This is a genomic window from Bradyrhizobium campsiandrae, from assembly GCF_014529705.1.
GTDB classification, from domain to species: domain Bacteria; phylum Pseudomonadota; class Alphaproteobacteria; order Rhizobiales; family Xanthobacteraceae; genus Bradyrhizobium; species Bradyrhizobium campsiandrae.
Window position 1 is genome coordinate 62765 of record NZ_JAANIH010000033.1, and the last position, 16310, is coordinate 79074.

18 protein-coding genes are annotated in these 16310 nt (G+C 65.5%); 8 read left to right on the top strand and 10 right to left on the bottom strand.

All coding sequences use genetic code 11. The features are described from left to right. The first annotated feature begins 75 nt into the window (after positions 1-75). The 5 genes from G8O24_RS23630 to G8O24_RS23650 all read left to right on the top strand — a co-directional run bounded on the left by G8O24_RS23630 (position 76) and on the right by G8O24_RS23650 (position 5971). Positions 76-666 carry an ANTAR domain-containing response regulator gene (locus tag G8O24_RS23630; RefSeq protein WP_188103509.1) on the top strand — a complete coding sequence of 197 codons (591 nt, stop codon included), beginning with the start codon at positions 76-78 and terminating at the stop codon, positions 664-666. Then, positions 663-1826, top strand: a complete 1164-nt coding sequence (locus G8O24_RS23635; protein ID WP_188103511.1) for a CmpA/NrtA family ABC transporter substrate-binding protein — start codon at positions 663-665, stop codon at positions 1824-1826. The genes G8O24_RS23630 and G8O24_RS23635 overlap by 4 nt, the downstream gene beginning before the upstream one ends. Positions 1827-2161: 335 nt before the next feature. Further along, positions 2162-3937 carry a NirA family protein gene (locus G8O24_RS23640; RefSeq protein ID WP_188103562.1) on the top strand — a complete coding sequence of 592 codons (1776 nt, stop codon included), beginning with the start codon at positions 2162-2164 and terminating at the stop codon, positions 3935-3937. Continuing rightward, positions 3934-5538, top strand: coding sequence for a sulfite reductase subunit alpha (locus G8O24_RS23645; RefSeq protein WP_188103513.1), 1605 nt, complete (start codon positions 3934-3936; stop codon positions 5536-5538). Before G8O24_RS23640 ends, G8O24_RS23645 begins: the two co-directional genes overlap by 4 nt. A gap of 262 nt (positions 5539-5800) precedes the next feature. After that, entirely contained in the window at positions 5801-5971 is a 171-nt protein-coding gene (locus tag G8O24_RS23650; RefSeq protein WP_188103570.1) for a hypothetical protein, read from the top strand. Here G8O24_RS23650 and G8O24_RS23655 read toward each other — a convergent pair whose 3' ends face one another. Genes G8O24_RS23655 through pxpB form a run of 3 tightly spaced genes read right to left on the bottom strand, consistent with a single transcriptional unit; the run spans position 5972 to position 8538 of the window. After that, positions 5972-6742: a LamB/YcsF family protein gene (locus G8O24_RS23655; RefSeq protein ID WP_188103514.1), complete on the bottom strand. Its 771-nt coding sequence runs from the start codon at positions 6740-6742 to the stop codon at positions 5972-5974. Positions 6743-6772: 30 nt separating this feature from the next. After that, complete coding sequence (locus tag G8O24_RS23660; RefSeq protein WP_188103516.1) at positions 6773-7810, bottom strand: 5-oxoprolinase subunit C family protein; 1038 nt, start codon at positions 7808-7810, stop codon at positions 6773-6775. Further along, positions 7807-8538, bottom strand: coding sequence for a 5-oxoprolinase subunit PxpB (gene pxpB, locus G8O24_RS23665; protein WP_188103518.1), 732 nt, complete (start codon positions 8536-8538; stop codon positions 7807-7809). The genes G8O24_RS23660 and pxpB overlap by 4 nt, the downstream gene beginning before the upstream one ends. Positions 8539-8786: 248 nt before the next feature. Here pxpB and G8O24_RS23670 point away from each other — a divergent pair, with 248 nt between their 5' ends. Together G8O24_RS23670 and G8O24_RS23675 are read left to right on the top strand one after the other, a co-directional pair. Next, entirely contained in the window at positions 8787-9485 is a 699-nt protein-coding gene (locus G8O24_RS23670) for a ribonuclease activity regulator RraA (protein ID WP_036012452.1), read from the top strand. Between the two features lie 17 nt (positions 9486-9502). Further along, entirely contained in the window at positions 9503-9907 is a 405-nt protein-coding gene (locus tag G8O24_RS23675; RefSeq protein WP_188103520.1) for a (R)-mandelonitrile lyase, read from the top strand. Positions 9908-9919: 12 nt separating this feature from the next. Here G8O24_RS23675 and G8O24_RS23680 read toward each other — a convergent pair whose 3' ends face one another. The 4 genes from G8O24_RS23680 to G8O24_RS23695 all read right to left on the bottom strand — a co-directional run bounded on the left by G8O24_RS23680 (position 9920) and on the right by G8O24_RS23695 (position 12837). Beyond that, positions 9920-10276 carry a hypothetical protein gene (locus tag G8O24_RS23680; protein WP_188103522.1) on the bottom strand — a complete coding sequence of 119 codons (357 nt, stop codon included), beginning with the start codon at positions 10274-10276 and terminating at the stop codon, positions 9920-9922. A gap of 194 nt (positions 10277-10470) precedes the next feature. After that, positions 10471-11373: a DUF2147 domain-containing protein gene (locus G8O24_RS23685; protein WP_188103524.1), complete on the bottom strand. Its 903-nt coding sequence runs from the start codon at positions 11371-11373 to the stop codon at positions 10471-10473. A gap of 176 nt (positions 11374-11549) precedes the next feature. Further along, a complete protein-coding gene (locus G8O24_RS23690) occupies positions 11550-12050 on the bottom strand; it encodes a hypothetical protein (RefSeq protein ID WP_244645966.1) in 501 nt (166 codons plus the stop codon). A 4-nt stretch (positions 12051-12054) separates the two neighbouring features. After that, complete coding sequence (locus tag G8O24_RS23695; protein WP_188103526.1) at positions 12055-12837, bottom strand: transporter substrate-binding domain-containing protein; 783 nt, start codon at positions 12835-12837, stop codon at positions 12055-12057. 126 nt (positions 12838-12963) lie between these two features. Here G8O24_RS23695 and G8O24_RS23700 point away from each other — a divergent pair, with 126 nt between their 5' ends. Further along, positions 12964-13461, top strand: a complete 498-nt coding sequence (locus G8O24_RS23700; protein WP_188103566.1) for a DUF1993 domain-containing protein — start codon at positions 12964-12966, stop codon at positions 13459-13461. 71 nt (positions 13462-13532) lie between these two features. On the opposite strand, the gene G8O24_RS23705 is transcribed toward G8O24_RS23700, so the two are convergent. From G8O24_RS23705 to G8O24_RS23715, 3 genes are all read right to left on the bottom strand, one after another. Beyond that, positions 13533-14003: a hypothetical protein gene (locus G8O24_RS23705; RefSeq protein WP_188103528.1), complete on the bottom strand. Its 471-nt coding sequence runs from the start codon at positions 14001-14003 to the stop codon at positions 13533-13535. A gap of 169 nt (positions 14004-14172) precedes the next feature. Beyond that, on the bottom strand, positions 14173-15162 hold the full coding sequence (locus tag G8O24_RS23710; protein ID WP_188103530.1) for a hydroxyacid dehydrogenase: 990 nt from the start codon (positions 15160-15162) through the stop codon (positions 14173-14175). A gap of 34 nt (positions 15163-15196) precedes the next feature. Beyond that, positions 15197-16297 carry an ABC transporter ATP-binding protein gene (locus G8O24_RS23715; protein WP_188103532.1) on the bottom strand — a complete coding sequence of 367 codons (1101 nt, stop codon included), beginning with the start codon at positions 16295-16297 and terminating at the stop codon, positions 15197-15199. Between the last annotated feature and the right edge of the window lie 13 nt (positions 16298-16310).

The window sequence follows — 16310 nt, forward strand, 5'->3', positions numbered from 1 at the left end:
CCAATTGCTCATAATTACAACCCTTTGCAGGGCGTTCCGGCGTGCTATGGATGAATCGTCTGCCGCGAGTGAGCCATGAGCGCCGAACAGTCGCCCAAAATCGTGATCGTCGACGAGAGCCCGGTGCGGGCCGCGATCCTGGAGGAGGGCTTGCGGGAGGCTGGTTTCACGCAAGTTGTCCATATCGCCGAGATGCAGAGCCTGCTCGCGCGCATTTATGCGGTCGATCCCGACATCATCCTGATCGATCTGGAAAACCCCAGCCGCGACGTGCTGGAGGCGATGTTCCAGGTCAGCCGCGCCGTGAAACGCCCGATCGCGATGTTCGTCGACCAGAGCGACTCCGCCTCGATCCAGGCCTCGGTCGAGGCGGGGGTGTCGGCCTACATCGTCGACGGGCTGAAGAAGGAGCGGATCAAGCCGATCCTGGACCTCTGCGTGTCCCGCTTCAACGCCTTCGCCAAGCTCCAGGAGGAACTGGAGCGCACCAAGTCGCAGCTCGAGGACCGCAAGGTCATCGAGAAGGCCAAGGGCATCCTGATGAAGGTCAAGGGTCTCACCGAGGACGAGGCCTATGTGCTGCTGCGCTCCACCGCCATGCGCGAAAAGAAGAAAATCGGCGAGATCGCGCAGTCGATCATCACCGCGTCGGAGATGCTGAAATGACCATTCCCCTCCGCATCGGATTCATCCCGCTGGTCGATGCCGCCGCCCTGATCGTCGCCGTCGACAAGGGCTTTACGGCTGCCGAAGGCCTCGAGGTCGAACTGGTGCGCGAAGTGTCCTGGTCCAACGTCCGCGACAAGCTCAATATCGGCCTGTTCGACGCCGCGCATCTGCTCGCGCCTGTGGCGATCGCGTCCTCGCTCGGGCTCGGCCATGTCAAGGTGCCGATCGTGGCGCCGTTCAATCTCGGCATCAACGGCAATGCCATCACGGTCTCGCCGGCGCTGCATGCGGCGCTGATGCAGGAGATCGATGGCGACCGTTTCGATCCGCTGGCGACCGCCAAGGCGCTGGCGAAGGTGGTTGCGAGCAGGCGGAAGGCGGGCGCCGATCCCTTGACCTTCGGCATGACCTTCCCGTTCTCGACCCACAATTACCAGCTGCGGTTCTGGATGGCGGCGGCCGGCGTCGATCCGGACGAGGACGTACGCCTCGTGGTGCTGCCGCCGCCCTACATGGTCGACAGCCTCAGGAACGGCCATGTCGACGCGTTCTGCGTCGGCGCGCCCTGGAATTCGGTCGCGGTCGATCTCGGCATCGGCCATATCCTGCATTTCGTCTCCGACATTCTCGTGCGTGCGGCGGAGAAGGTGCTGGCGGTTCGCCATGTCTGGGCCGACAAGAATCCGGATGTGGTCGCGAGCCTCGTGCGGGCTGCCGTCAAGGGCGCGGCCTTCATCGAGCAACCGGAGAATCGGACCGAGGCTGCGCACATCCTGGCGCGACCCGACCGGATCGGCGTCGATGCCGAAGTGATCCAGCGTACCCTTGATGGCCGCCTGAAGATCTCGCCCGACGGCATGTTCCGCGAAAGCGACCGCTATCTGTTGGTCGGGCGCGAAGGGGCAGGGCGCCCGGACCCGGTCCAGGCCGCCTGGCTCTACGCACAGATGGTGCGCTGGGGCCAAACGGCGCTGACGCCTGATGGCGTCAAGACGGCGATGGCTGTGTTCAGGCCCGATCTCTACGACGCGGCCCTCGGCCATCAGCAGCCTGCCGAAGCGCCTGCCCCGTTCGGCGCGTTTGTCGGCCCGGCCTTCGATCCCGACAACATCAGGGGGCACCTCGAAGCCTTCGAGGTCTGTCGGTGGAAGGCCTGACTCGCAGTCAGCATACTTTTTAGGCGCCCGGGAACAGCGATTAAACTTTGAGCTGGCTGCTCGAATTTCGTGACGGTCGGCCCCCCGGATTTTTCCGGGGCGCCCTGCAATCATCTGAAATAACATCGTTTTTTATTTCACGGCGGCTGGCACGCAACTTGTATGTTGCACTGCGGCCAGCTTGTCATTGATGCCCGCTGAGCCAAGTCCCACAGCAACGAAGCTGATCGGACCGCCGGGTGCGAAGCAGGCTCTTGAGCCAGCCGAGTTTCCCGCGGGTCGCGCAATTGTCCGTCGATGCCACCCAGGTGGCCGCAGGAGCTTCGTTACCGACCATGAAAATCGATCCGGTCTCAGTCGACTTTACCGACGAGCAGAAACGCTATCTCGAAGGCTTCACGACCGGCCTGCAGATCAGCCGCGTCGGTCGCGGCCTCGGCGGCGGCAAGGCGAATGCCGAGCCTGTTGGCCCCGATGCCGTGCACATCAAGGCGCAGGACAAGGTCATTGCTTCGGGCAAGAAGCTAGCTGACCAGGAGAAGGTCAAGCGCGACGAGCATCCCTTCGATGCCTATCCGCGCCTTCGCCAGCAGGCACGCGACAACACCCCGCCGAGCCCTGCGGACAATTTCCGCTGGCGCTATTACGGCATCTTCTACGTCGCGCCGACGCAGGACTCCTACATGTGCCGCCTGCGCATCCCGAACGGCATCATGAAGCACTGGCAGCTGTCGGGTCTGGCCGATCTCGCCGACGAGATCTGCGGCCCCTACAGCCACGTGACCACGCGCGCCAATCTCCAGCTGCGTGAAATCCCGCCGAAGCATGCGATCAGAATGATCGAGGGCATCCAGGACCTCGGCCTGTGCTCGCGCGGCTCCGGCGCCGACAACATCCGCAACGTGACGGGAACGCCGACCGCCGGCATCGATCCGCAGGAGATCATCGACACGCGGCCCTATGCGCGTGAGTGGCACTATCACATCCTCAACGATCGTTCGCTCTACGGCTTGCCGCGCAAGTTCAACGTCGCTTTCGACGGCGCCGGCAAGATCGCCGTGCTGGAAGAGACCAACGACATCGCCTTCACGGCGTATGAGGTGAAGGACGGTTTCGGCGTCGAGCCCGGAATCTGGTTCCGCCTCGGGCTCGGCGGCATCACCGGCCACAAGGATTTTGCCAAATACTCCGGTATCATCGTCAGGCCGGAGCAGGCGACATCAGTTGCGGACGCCATCGTGCGGGTCTTCATCGACCACGGCGACCGCACCAACCGCAACAAGGCACGGCTGAAATATGTGCTCGACGCGATGGGCCATGACGGCTTCCTCAAGCTGGTCGAGGAACGGCTGAAGACGCCTTTCGCGCGCGTGCCGGAGGAGGCCTTCGCGCCGCGGCCTGCCGCGGATCGCATGGCCCATATCGGCGTGCACAAGCAGAAGCAGGATGGCCTCAACTGGATCGGCGTCTCGCTGACGCTCGGCAAGATCAGCTGCGATCAGATGCGGGGCCTTGCCAAGGTTGCGAGGGATCTCGGCGACGGCGAGATCCGCCTGACGGTCTGGCAGAACCTTCTGATCTCGGGCGTGCGCGACGAGAACGTCGAGCTTGCCATTGCCGCGATCAAGCAGATCGGCCTCGCGGTCGAGGCTTCGCATATCCGCGCCGGCCTGATTGCCTGCACCGGCAATGCCGGCTGCCGTTTCGCGGCGTCCAACACCAAGCGCAACGCGGCCGAGATCGGCGATTGGTGTGAGCCGCGCGTCGCGATGGACAAGCCGGTCAACATCCATCTGACCGGCTGTCATCATTCCTGCGCGCAGCATTACATCAGCGACATCGGCCTGATCGGCGCACGCGTAGCTGTGAACGAGGAAGACACGGTCGAGGGTTATCATCTGTTCACGGGCGGCGGGTTTGGCCCCGATGCCGATGTCGGGCAGGAGGTCTATCACGACCTCAAGGCCGAGGAGGTGCCGAAGACGGTCGAGGTGCTGCTCAAGGCCTATCTCGCCCATCGTTCGTCGCCCGATGAAACCTTCCTCTCCTTTGCGCGCCGCCATGACGGCGAGACGCTGCGCAAGCTTGCCGATGCACAGGTGTCCGCATGAACCAGATCACGCCTCCGCCGAAACTCGACATCATTCCCGCCAGCGCGCCGTTCTCCGAAGCGCAGCGCTCCTGGCTGAACGGCTTCTTTGCCGGACTGCTGTCGCCCGATGTGGCAACGCCGCTGTCGGCGGAGCAGGGCGCTGCCGTCATGGCTGGAGACGGCGACGACGGCGAAGCGCCGTGGCACGACCAGACCATGCCGATCGCCGATCGCATGAAGCTCGCCGAAGGCCGCCCCCTGCGCCGCAAGATGATGGCGGCGATGGCGCAGCAGGATTGCGGCCAGTGCGGCTACAATTGCCACGACTATTCGGAGGCGATCGCGAGCCGCAGCGAGGCGCGGCTCAATCTGTGCGTTCCCGGCGGCAAGGAGACCGCGCGGATGCTGAAATCGCTCTACGAGGAGCTCGACAAGGCGCCGGCGGCGAAAGCGCCCGAGAAGACGGCCGCGGTGGCCACGCCCGCCGTCACCGTCACCATCGCCGAGCCAGGCCGCTCGCGCGACAATCCGACCGAAGCAACTTTCCTGTCGCGCGGTCTGCTCAACAAGGGCAAGTCGGAGAAGGAGACCTATCACGTCGAGTTCGACCTCTCCGAGAGCAAGCTCGACTACGTCGTCGGCGACAGTTTCGGCGTGTTCGCGCGCAACGACCTTGGCCTCGTCGACCAGATCATCGCGCTGCTCGGCGCGTCCCACACCACCAAGGTCAACGGCAAGACGCTGCGCGAAGCGTTGATTGACGACGTCTCGCTGTCGCCGGCGCCCGACACGCTGTTCGAGCTGATCTCCTTCATCACCGGCGGCGCACAGCGCGAGAAGGCGAGGGCGCTGGCGCAAGGTGAGGATCCCGATGGCGATGCCGCGGTGCTCGACGTGATGGCCGCGCTGCAGAAATTTTCGGGCACGCGGCCGCACCCGGAAGCCTTCGTCGAAGCGCTGGAGCCGCTGCAGCCGCGGCTCTACTCGATCTCCTCGTCGCACAATGCGACGCCGGGCAAGCTGTCGCTGACGGTCGATTCCGTGCGCTACGTCATCGGCAAGCGCAAGCGCCTCGGCGTCGCCTCCACCTTTCTCGGCGAGCGCATCAAGGAGGGCGACAAGCTCAAGGTCTATGTGCAGAAGGCGCACGGTTTCGGCCTGCCGCAGGATCCGAAGACGCCGATCATCATGATCGGCCCCGGCACCGGCATTGCCCCGTTCCGCGCCTTCCTGCTCGACCGCAAGGCGACCGGCGCACCCGGCAAGAACTGGCTGTTCTTCGGTCATCAGCGCAGCGATTGCGATTTCTTCTATTCTGACGAGCTCAACGCGATGAAGACTTCCGGTCTGCTGACGCGCCTGTCGCTGGCCTGGTCGCGCGACGGCGAGAAGAAGTTCTACGTGCAGGACCGCATGCGCGAGGTCGGCCGCGAGCTCTGGACCTGGCTTGCGGAAGGGGCGCATCTCTACATCTGTGGCGACGCCAAGCGCATGGCCAAGGACGTCGAGCGCGCGCTGGTCGATATCGTCGCCCAGTTCGGTGCGCGCTCGACCGACGAGGCCGTCAGCTTTGTCGCCGACCTCAAGAAGACAGGCCGCTTCCAGGCTGACGTGTACTAAAGCGCGGCGAGGCCTGCGTTAATCGCCACTTCCGCGCGTCGCGCCGGCGGCGGCGTTCTACTGTGCATGGGGTTGTTTTCGAGGTTTGGCCTGGGTGGACCCGGAACCGGTTCCATTTGGCTTGGACTTTAACGAATAGGATTCCCGGAACCTGCACCTGCGGAGAATTTTCTCCTGCAAAGCGGGCGACGGAAGCGCTTCCATCGCTATTTGCACGACGGTCTTACAGCCGTCGTGTTGGATCGTTCATACTCGGGAGATGGTGCGTTGGAAATCGACCATCCGGGAATTGTCGGCGGAAGCCAGGCTCCATCTCTATGCGCGATCGGTCTCGCGCAGGGCCAAGGCGAGCGCCCCCCATATCGGCCTCTACAGCGCCTTCGCCGTCATCGCCGCGATCGTGCTCGGCACGCTGTCGGTGCACCCGTTTTGATCACGCCCCGCGCTTGAACGGGGCGACTTCGATGCCTGCATCCTTCAACGCTTGACGCAGGGTCCGCGCGATCTCGACGGCGCCATTTGTATCGCCATGGATGCACACCGTGTCGGTGCGCATCTTGATGACCTTGCCCGTCACCGAGACCACTGCGCCGTCCTGCACCATCCGCACCACGCGTTCGGCGATCGCCTTGGCATCGTGCAGCACCGCGCCGGGCTTCTTGCGCGAGACGAGGTTGCCGTCGTCCTCATAGGCGCGGTCGGCGAACACCTCGTGCACCATCGGCAGGTTGGCCGCTTCGCCGGCTTTCACCAGTTTCGAATTGGCGAGCACGACGAAGATCAGGCTGGGATCGACCGCCTTGATGCCGTCGGCGATCGCCTTGGCCGTCATGTCGTCCTCGCAGGCGACGTTGGAGAGCGCGCCATGCGCCTTCACATGGGTGACCTTGTGGCCGGCGGCGGTCGCGATCGCCTGCAGCGCGCCGATCTGGTAGGCGACGAGGTTCTCGATCTCGGACGCTTTGAGCCCTGCGATCGGGTGGCGGCCGAAGCCGTGCAGGTCGCGGTAGCCGGGGTGGGCGCCGACCGAGACGCCGCGCGCTTTCGCGAGCTCGACCGTGCGGCGCATGATGTCGGGGTCGCCGGCATGGAAGCCGCAGGCGACGTTGACCGAGCTTGCGAGCTCGATCATGGCGGCATCGTTGCCCATCTCCCAGGCGCCAAAACCTTCGCCGAGGTCGCAATTCAGATCGATCGTCTTCATGGTTGCTCTCCGCGTTTGGTCTTGTCGTTGCTACGGTTCCGCCGCGACCTGCCAGGTCCCGGCATCCATGGCGTTCACCGCCTGGCCCGCGACATTGGCATCGCTGAGCGCCTCGATGTTGAGTTCGATCGTGTCGGCCGAGCGCAGGCGATCGGGCAGGGTGCGGATCAATTGCTGGAACTTGCGCGCCTCGTCCTGCGCCTCGGCCATGCTGACGGCCTTGAAGCGGAACGCCGTGCCCGCCGAGGTCTGGGCGAGGCGGCCGACATCGGCCGTGATCACGGTCGCGATCTTGGGATAGCCGCCCGAGGTGCCGCGGTCCATCATCAGCGCGATCGGCGCCCCGTTGCCGGGCACCTGGATGCTGCCGTTGACGGTGCCGTCGGAGACGATGTTGTGGCCATGCAGATGCTTGATCGCGGGGCCTTCGAGCCGGTAGCCCATGCGATCCGACGTCGCCGAGATCTTCCACTCGCTACCTAGGAACAGCGCCTTGTTGGCGTCGTCGAATTCGTCGTCCTGCGGACCCAGCACGACCCGGATCGGACCGCTGACAGGCTTCGGCAGCTCGATCCGCAGCTCCGGCGCGCCGCTTGCGGCATCGACGGTGAATTCATCACCGGCCTGGAGCGGGCGCGGGTAGGGGCTGCCGAGGCCGGCGCGGGCATTGACCGCGAGGCTGCCGAACACCTCTTCGCCCTTGATGGCGCCTTCGATCGCGAGATAGGTGAACGCGCCGCCGCGGGCGAAACCCAGCGTCAGCGTCTCACCGTCCTTCAGCGTGACGGACGTATCCATCGCCACCGGCTTGCCGGCGATGTCCGCATTGCGCGGCGCCCCCGATAGCGCGACGCGCACGGCGCCGTCCCTGGCGGTGAAGGTGGCGCCGAACGGCCCGATCTCGACGGCGGCTGCGAACGGCGCGTTGCCGACAAGCGTGTTCGCCGCGCCCAGCGCCAGCCGGTCCATCGCGCCGCTGACCGTGAGGCCATAGCGCTGGGCGCCGTGACGTCCGCCGTCCTGGACGGAGCTGGCAGGGCCGATGCTGGCGACGACAAGCCGGCTCATGCGTCCACCCGCTCGGCGATGATCTCGCCGGCCTCGGCGGCGCGATCCAGCTCGTCGAAGGTCTTGTGGTCGATGGCGAAAAACGTCACGCGATCACCGGGTTCGGTGAGGAAGGTCGGGTTACGGTGGAGCTGATAGGTGCGCACCGGCGTGCGGCCGAGCAGGTGCCAGCCGCTGGGTGCGGCCAGGCACTGGATGCCGGCCTGGATGCCGCCGATCGAGATGGTGCCAGCGGGCGTGAACAGCCGCGGCGATTGCCGCCGCGACATGTGCAGGGACTTGTCGAGGCCGCTGAGATAGGACCAGCCCGGCGTGAAGCCGATCATGGCGACGCGATAGTCGCCGCCGACGTGACGGGCGATGATGTCATCGGGCGTGGTGTTCAGCGCCTTGGCCACGTCCTCGAGGTCGATGCCATGCTCGCCGCCATAGGCGACGGGAATGCGCCAGCGCCGCGCTTTCGTGGCCGGTGGCAGCTTCTGGCTGGCGAGCGCAAGCAGTCTATCGCCGAGCGCGTCGAAGCCGATCGTGCCGGGATCGTAATGCACCAGCAGCGAGCGATAGGTCGGGATCGTCTCGGAGACGCCCTCGATCGGGCTGGCTGCGAGGGCCTTGTCGAGCGCGAGCACGCGCTCGTTGGCGGCGTCGTCGATGGTGCGGCTGAACTCGACCGTGACGGCGCTGTCGCCACTGGGCAGAAGGCGGGGCGGGGGAAGCGTCGCGGCCATGAGATGTCGAATTCGGGCCTTTGGAAAAGCGCGGGCTCGACCTTGAGCTCCGCGTCATCCTGCTTCGCGTAAATGCGCCCGCAAGTCCAATAAATTAATGCAGGGGGTGGCGATAAAGCCTTGTTATCGCGTCGCATAACAGCGCGGGCGCCCTGCGTTCCAGTCAGTCTCTTGGCCCTTGACGCAAGGGCTGCGGCTCGCAAGATGCGCCCGTTCTTTCCCGCTACCCCCGGAGCTCGTTCTCGTCCATGTCGCTGTCCCCCGAAGCCCGCAAGACCCTCGCCGGCATCACCACTGCCACCATCACCACGGTCCTGCTGAAAAAGGGCCTGCGCAATGTGTGGATGCGCGGCGCCCGTCCGCTGCGCCCGGGCCTGCCGCGCCTGGTGGGACCGGCCTTCACGCTGCGCTTCGTGCCGGCGCGCGAGGATCTGGCGACGCCGGAATCCTGGTCGTCGCCGATCTCGACCCGCACCGCGATCGAGGCGATGCCGGAGGGCTGCATCGCCGTCGTCGACGCCATGGGCATCACCGATGCCGGCATCTTTGGCGACATTCTCTGCGCCCGCATGGTCAAGCGCGGCGTCACCGCGCTCGTCACCGATGGCGTGGTGCGTGACGTCGAGGGCGTGCTCGGCACCAACCTGCCGGTCTGGTGCGACGGCTATGCCGCGCCGCCGTCGGTCGCCGGCCTGACCTTCGTCGGCTGGGGCGAGCCGATCGGCTGCGGCGGCGTCGCCGTGTTCCCGAACGATATCGTCGTCGCCGACCAGGACGGCTGCGTGCTGATCCCGCAGGCGATGCTCGACCATGTCCTCAACGAGGGCGTCGAGCAGGAGCGGATGGAAGCCTGGATCGTCAACGAGGTGAACAACGGCGCCGTGCTGCCGGGCCTCTATCCCATGAACGCCGAGACCAAGGCGCGCTACGCCGCCAGCAAGAAGTAACAGGAAACGAGGACACCATGGACATCACGCTCGCAGGAACGCGGCCGACCCGCCGCGCGCCCAAGGAACACTTCACCGGCACCGTGCTCCAGGACCCGATCAACATGGCGCCCGCGCCGGCGCGGCTCAACGTCTCGCGCGTGTCGTTCGAGCCCGGCGCTCGGACCAACTGGCACCACCATCCGCTCGGGCAGACGCTCTACGTGATTTCCGGTGTCGGCCGCGTCCAGACCAAGGGTGGCCCGGTCAAGGAAATCCGTCCCGGCGACACCGTCTGGATCCCGCCGGGTGAAGTGCACTGGCACGGCGCCACGCCTGGCAACAGCATGTGCCACATCGCCATGCAGGAAGCGCTCGACGGCGTCTTCTCGACCTGGCTCGAGCCGGTCACCGACGCGGAGTACAATGCTGCGCTCGGGTAAGGTCCGGCGCGCTTACATCCGCTCCGCGGTCCACGTCCCCGAGCACATGGCGCCGCGCCAGGTGCCGGAGCCTGAGGTGCCGCTGAGCCGGCCGGAGCCGACGGCGTGCTTGATGCCGGCCCCCAGGGTGACGTTGATGTTGCCGGCATCCGCGACGCGGCCCGATGCCGTCACCGCGGCGCTGCTCGATGCGATCTGACCGTTGCTGATCCCGATCGCGACGGTTGCGCCGTTGCCGCAGGTCTCGCTCGATGACGAGATGCGGACGTTCCACGTGCCGTCGAACGTCGAGCCCGCGGCATCCGCCTGCGTGAGCGGGACGGCGATGGCGACAATGGTGGCAAAGAGACTTTTGTGAAATCCATTCATGACACGCCCCTTGGGTTGACCATGTAGGGATCGTGTCAGCAGCGCGGAACTTTTGATGTGAGGGCTGTCACGCGCGCCGCGCGCTCTGTGAGATGACGCACATCGGAGCGGCGTCCGGCGCAAAAGCAAAGGGGCCCGGATCACGGGCCCCTGATCTGTCTCGATTGTCCGTCTCGAAGGTGTCGCGTTCGAACTCAGTTCACGCGCGTCCAGGTCTGGCCGCCGCAGAACATGCCGCCAAAGGCGCAGCCCTGCACGCGCAGGCGGTCGCCTCCCTTCAGCGAGATCGTCGAATCGTAGGTCGAGCCGCTGTTGGGATCGAGGATGCGGCCGGACCATTTCTGGTCCTTGCCGGGCTTCATGTTGATCAGGACCTGTTCGCCGTTCTGGTTTGATTTGCTGTCGACCGAATAGCCGCAGAGGTTATTGCCGCACTGCTCGATGCGAACCTTGCCTTCCTTCTCTTCGGTGAGCCAGACGCCAAGCGGTGAATTGAGATCGCGCGCGGGCGCGGCGGCGGGCGCCGGCGGTGCGACGGCAGCGGCCTGAACGGGAGCAGGGGCGGGTGCTGGCGCGGGTGGCGGGGGCAGCGGCGGAGGTGCGGCTGCCACCGTCGGAGCTGGCGCCGGAGGTGGTGCGGGCGGTGCGGGCGGTACTGCGGCCGCCGTCGGGGCGGCGACTGGAGCCGGTTGGGGCGGCGGCACCATCGCGTCTTCAGCCGGGGCGGTGCTGGCGGTCGCAGCCGGAGGCGGCGCAACCGGCGCCGGGGGCGGTGGTGCGGCGGCCGCAGGGGCGGGCGCCGCAGGCGCCTGTTCTGCTGTGGGCGGTACGGTGACCGGAGCCGGAGCTGGCGCCGGTACGGCCGGCGCTTGCGGATCGACCTTGGCTTGTTGCGGAGCCTGCTGGTCCGGCTTGGTGTCGTTCTTCTTGGCTTTCTTGGCTTTGCCCTGGCCGGTGTTGTCGTACACGCCGGGGATCTGCACCGTTCCGCGATCGGGATCGATGCGGATGGTCCGCCCGCCATACTCGAAAGTGTACTGCGCTTGCGCGGCTGTGCTCGCCAAAAGGAATGCGGCCGTGGCCAACAGCTTCCTCATTTTCGTCTCCCGAACAGGTGGTCCCCGCACCGACGCTTACGCCCCGGTTCATCTGCGAAAAGTGATCTAGATCACTGTCACGGTATGAGTCGCCTTGCGGCGGTCCCGGGTTCAATAATGCCGAACTCGGTCCAGAGTTGGACGGGGCGGATGCGACCAGCCGCCGCGACCGCATCCTACTTCTCGGGGCACCCCACCTCCGCGGCCTGCGCGGCGCGGGCCAGCGCGGCTTCGTTGGCCTTGTCGGTATGAATCTCGACCGCGCCGAAGAGGCAGGCCTTCTCGCCATTGACGGCGAACACCGAGAGCTCCTGGACCTCGCGCTCGTCGTCGCCAACCCGGCTCCAGGTGCGGATCACCGCAGCCCTGGGGACACCGGCGCGCATGATCCACTGCACCTTGTCGCCAAAGGCCTTGCCGGCGCCGCGCCATTGCGCCGTCGGCCCCTGGACCTTCTCGATTGCACGCTTCGGCGCGATCGTCAGCGAGACGATGTTGCCCTCATCGGCGAAGCGCACGACGTAGCCGGCCGGGCCCGGGCAGGTCCAGAGCCCGAATCCCTCCTTGGATTGGTTCTTGCAGGCGGGGCCTGTGGCAGGCGTGAAGGGCGTCTGCCCGTAGGCACCGCCAAATCCGGCCATCGCAAGCACGGCAGCGAGCGCAATCACGTATCGCATGATGCTAGTCGAACCAGGCGGCGTAGATCCTCTTGTAGCTGCCGTCCTCCATGGAGATGTGCAGCCACTGGTCGACGAAGGCCTTCAGCGCCATGTCGCGCTGCAGCCAGTAGGCCTTCTCCGAGAAGTCGAACGGCTTGTCCGGATGCACCGCGCAGAGCACGCCGGAATTCTGCTTCTGCTGGTAGCGGGTCTCGGAAGCATCCGTCATCATGAGATCGGCGTTGCCCTTGGCGATCTCGTGGAAGATCTCGGTATTGTCGGGGAAGACGGTGATGTCGGCCTCCTTGATGTTGGCGCGCGCGAACCGCTCATTGGTCCCGCCCGGATTGACGATGATTCGGGTGCCCTTCTTGTCGATGTCGGCAATGGACTGGTACTTGCCGACATCGGCGCAGCGCGCGATCGGCGTCTTGCCCTCGCGCATGATCGGCATCGAGAAGAAGCCCTTCCTCTGCCGGTCGAGGGTGACAGAGACGCCGCCCATGGCGATGTCGAACTGGTCGGCCTCGAAATCCTTCATCAGCTTCGGCCAGGCCGTGGCGACGTATTCGACCTTGACGCCGAGCGCCTTGCCCAGCGCCTCCGCCATGTCGACGTCGAAGCCGGAGAACTGCTGCGTGGTCTTGTCCAGATAGGTGAAGGGCTTGTAGTCGCCGGTCATGCCGACGCGCAACGTGCCGCGCTTGATGATCTCGTCGAGGCGCGAGGGCGCCGGCTGCTGGGCGTAAGCCGAGAGGTTTGCCAGCACCATCACGGCCGAGGCCGCAAGAATTCGAACCGTCATTCGAACGATCATCTCTTTTCCACCCCTGCCCGAGCTGTCATTGTGCAGCTCGTGAGAGGTGGATTTAGACCAGATGCCCGTCGCTGGCGAGGCGGAATTGAAAGGACTGCCGAAGTGTCGATCTCGATGTACGAGGCCTCGGTGGGCCTCTTCGTGCCTTACCTGCGCAATCTGTCCGTTCTGCTCGACAAGGGCGTCGCCTATGCCGAGAGGCGCAAGTTCGATCCCGCGGTCCTGCTCGGCATGCGCCTGGCGCCGAACATGTACGACCTGGCGCAGCAGGTCGGTGAGGCCTGCCGCCACGCCACGGCCACCTCGGCCTTGCTGGCAGGTCGCGAACCGGTCGTGCTGCCGGCGCTGGAACACGACATGGCCGGCCTACAGGCGCGGATCGCAACGTCGCTTGAATTCATCGAGAGCCTGCCGCGCGCCGAGATCGACGCGGCTGCGGAACGAAAGGTCGCCTGGAGGCTGAAGGACGGGACTGAGCTGCCCTTTACCGGGCGGACGCTGCTGCTCATCAACTGCATTCCGCAGTTCTTCTTCCATGTCACGACGGCCTACGACCTGTTGCGGCACGCAGGCGTCGAGCTCGTGAAGAAGGATTTCCTTGGAAGGAAGTAGGAAGGAAGTAGGCCCGGTGTTGACCTCTCCCCATCGGGGAGAGGTACGGAGAGGCTAGGCCCAAAGCTGGCTTACGCTTCGCCCTTGCGTTCGTAGTCGGCGAGCGAACTGCGGCCGGCGATCTCGCTGCGCAGCAGCTCGAAGCGGCGGTGCGCCTCGCTTTCATGCTCGTCGACGAAATGCACCGCGGCTTCGCTGGTCATGGGTCCGCTGATGACGGGGGCCGACTGCTCCCCGATGGTCTCGTGCACGTAATACTGGCCGTCGTCGCCGCGATGGACCGTCCATTTCAGGCGGATCGCCACCATCGGTCCAGGGCCGACCTTGCTGTAGCCGTCGGCATCGGCCGGATGCTCCGGCACCAGCGGCTGCTCCTCGACCATCGGATGCTCGTCGGAGGCCTGATGCTCGTCTGCGACCGAATACTCATCGACGGCCGCCGTCTCCGTCGCGGTGTCGCGGACCACGAGAACGGGCTCGGGATGCTCCAGAATGCTGGCGATGGTCGCCAGCGCGTGGTCGGTCGGGTCGATCTCTGACAAGGCTCCATCCTCCAGCTCGACGCGGCCGGCAAGTCTGTCCCACTGCCGCCGCGGCCGGATATATTACGCGGGTTTGATTAAGGCTGAGTTGGGGCCCGATCTGCACCAAAATGGGACGCATTCTGGCCATCCGAAGGCGCGTTGGCCGCCGCGCGCCTTCGGATTTGCCTTAGCCCAGCACATCCTGGTTGATGATGTTCTGCCGGATCGGATCGCCGTCCAGCACACTCAGGATGTTGCGCGCGGTCTGCTCGCTCATGCGGCTGACCGCCTCGACGGTCACACCGGCGACGTGCGGCGCCATGATGACGTTGGGCAGCGCGAACAGCGCATTGCCGACCGGCGGCGGCTCGACCTCGAACACGTCGATGCCCGCGCCGGCGAGCTTGCCGGAGACGAGCGCATCGTACAGCGCGGCTTCCTTCACGATGCCGCCGCGTGCGGTGTTGATGAGATAGGATTTCGGCTTCATCCGGCCGATCCTGTCCGCGTCGAACAGGCCGACCGTTTCCGGCGTCTTCGGGCAATGGATGGTGACGAAGTCGGCGCCTGGCAGCGCGGCGTCGAGGTCAGCGACCGGCTCGCAGCCGGCGGCCTTGATCTCGGCAGCTCCCTTGTAGGGATCGTAGACCTGCACATTCATTTCCATCGCCAGGCACCGCTTGGCGGTGCGGGTGCCGATGCGGCCGAAACCGATGATCAGCACGGTCTTGCCGTAGAGGTCGAACGGCAGCATGCCGAGCCGGCTGGCCCATTTGCCGTCCTTGACGCAGGCATGCATCTCGCTGGCGCGCTTGGCCAGCGTCAGCATCATGAACAGGGCCTGCTCGGCGACCGAGGGCGAGTTGGCGCTGCCGGCCACCATCAGAGGCACCTTGCGGCGGGAGAGGGCGGACACGTCGACGGCGTCGTAGCCGACGCCGATGCGGGTCACCACCTTCATGTCCTTGGCGGCTTCGAGTTCGGCTTCTCCGAACGCGGTGGCGCCGAGCGCCACGCCATGGACCGGCGCATGGCTCTTCAGCAGGGCCTCGAAGTCCTTGGCGGAGATCAGGTTGGCAAACTCGACGAGCTCGATATCGTCCCGCTGGGTGAGGAGGGCACGCGCCCCTTGCGACAAGGTTTGTGTAACGAAAATCTTCTTCTTGTTGGTCGCCATCGCTCCCGCCTGCTTCGAGCTTCTTAAGACAGCGTCACAACACGACGCCACTTTCCTCGTTTAGCAGGTGCATGTTGTTGAGGTCCATCGCCAAACGCATGGGTGCCCCGTCCCTGGCGCCGGCATTGGGATTGACGCGGCCGCAAACCGGCGTGCCGTCGAGAGTGAAATACACGAGGGTCTCCATCCCCATCGGCTCGGTCACGTCGAGCACGGTGTCGAAGGTCTCGACGCCCGGCTCAAGATGCGCATGCGCTTCGGTGAGATGCTCTGGGCGGATGCCGAGCAGGAGCTTGTCGGTGCGCGGCAGGACGTTGTAACGCGCGGCGCGGGCTGGCGGCAGCGCAAAGGCGATGCGATCGGTCAGGCGGATCTGGAGCGTGCCGCCGGCGTCCTCCAGCCGGCACGGGATGAAGTTCATCGCGGGCGAGCCGATGAAGCCCGCGACGAAACGCGTCGCCGGCTTGTGATAGAGCTCGTTCGGCGTGCCGATCTGCTCGATCCGCCCCTTGTTCATCACCACAACGCGGTCGGCCAAGGTCATCGCCTCGACCTGGTCGTGGGTGACGTAGACGGTCGTGGTGCGCACCTTCTGATGCACCTTCTTGATCTCGATCCGCATCTGCACGCGCAACTTGGCGTCGAGGTTTGACAGCGGCTCGTCGAACAAAAAGACCTTGGGGTTGCGCACGATCGCGCGGCCCATGGCGACGCGCTGGCGCTGACCGCCCGAAAGCTGTTTCGGCTTGCGGTCGATCAGGTCGGTGATGTCGAGCAGGCGAGCGGCTTCCGTCACCCGCGCCTTGATCTCGGCCTTGGGGTAGTGCTTCAGCCGCAGCCCGAACGACATGTTCTCGGCGACCGTCATGTGCGGGTAGAGCGCGTAGTTCTGGAACACCATGGCGATGTCGCGGTCCTTCGGCGGCACGTCGTTGACGACGTCGCCGCCGATCATGATGTCGCCGTCGCTGATATCCTCGAGGCCCGCGATCATGCGTAGCGTGGTCGACTTGCCGCAGCCGGAAGGGCCGACCAGCACGATGAATTCATGGTCGGCGATATCGAGGTCGATGCCACGCACCGCTTCGACATCGTCGTAACGCTTGATCACCTTACGCAGGGAAACGTCGGCCATTGCACTTCAACCC

Bases quoted from the DNA above. Each gene is read 5' to 3' on its own strand.
- G8O24_RS23635 (WP_188103511.1), top strand. From the start codon at position 663: ATGACCATTCCCCTCCGCATCGGATTCATCCCGCTGGTCGATGCCGCC.
- G8O24_RS23715 (WP_188103532.1), bottom strand. From the start codon at position 16,297: ATGGCCGACGTTTCCCTGCGTAAGGTGATCAAGCGTTACGACGATGTC.
- G8O24_RS23655 (WP_188103514.1), bottom strand. From the start codon at position 6,742: ATGAAGACGATCGATCTGAATTGCGACCTCGGCGAAGGTTTTGGCGCC.
- G8O24_RS23670 (WP_036012452.1), top strand. From the start codon at position 8,787: ATGTCGCTGTCCCCCGAAGCCCGCAAGACCCTCGCCGGCATCACCACT.
- G8O24_RS23695 (WP_188103526.1), bottom strand. From the start codon at position 12,837: ATGACGGTTCGAATTCTTGCGGCCTCGGCCGTGATGGTGCTGGCAAAC.
- G8O24_RS23680 (WP_188103522.1), bottom strand. From the start codon at position 10,276: ATGAATGGATTTCACAAAAGTCTCTTTGCCACCATTGTCGCCATCGCC.
- G8O24_RS23645 (WP_188103513.1), top strand. From the start codon at position 3,934: ATGAACCAGATCACGCCTCCGCCGAAACTCGACATCATTCCCGCCAGC.
- G8O24_RS23660 (WP_188103516.1), bottom strand. From the start codon at position 7,810: ATGAGCCGGCTTGTCGTCGCCAGCATCGGCCCTGCCAGCTCCGTCCAG.
- G8O24_RS23700 (WP_188103566.1), top strand. From the start codon at position 12,964: ATGTACGAGGCCTCGGTGGGCCTCTTCGTGCCTTACCTGCGCAATCTG.
- G8O24_RS23630 (WP_188103509.1), top strand. From the start codon at position 76: ATGAGCGCCGAACAGTCGCCCAAAATCGTGATCGTCGACGAGAGCCCG.
- G8O24_RS23675 (WP_188103520.1), top strand. From the start codon at position 9,503: ATGGACATCACGCTCGCAGGAACGCGGCCGACCCGCCGCGCGCCCAAG.
- G8O24_RS23685 (WP_188103524.1), bottom strand. From the start codon at position 11,373: ATGAGGAAGCTGTTGGCCACGGCCGCATTCCTTTTGGCGAGCACAGCC.
- G8O24_RS23640 (WP_188103562.1), top strand. From the start codon at position 2,162: ATGAAAATCGATCCGGTCTCAGTCGACTTTACCGACGAGCAGAAACGC.
- pxpB (WP_188103518.1), bottom strand. From the start codon at position 8,538: ATGGCCGCGACGCTTCCCCCGCCCCGCCTTCTGCCCAGTGGCGACAGC.
- G8O24_RS23690 (WP_244645966.1), bottom strand. From the start codon at position 12,050: ATGCGATACGTGATTGCGCTCGCTGCCGTGCTTGCGATGGCCGGATTT.
- G8O24_RS23710 (WP_188103530.1), bottom strand. From the start codon at position 15,162: ATGGCGACCAACAAGAAGAAGATTTTCGTTACACAAACCTTGTCGCAA.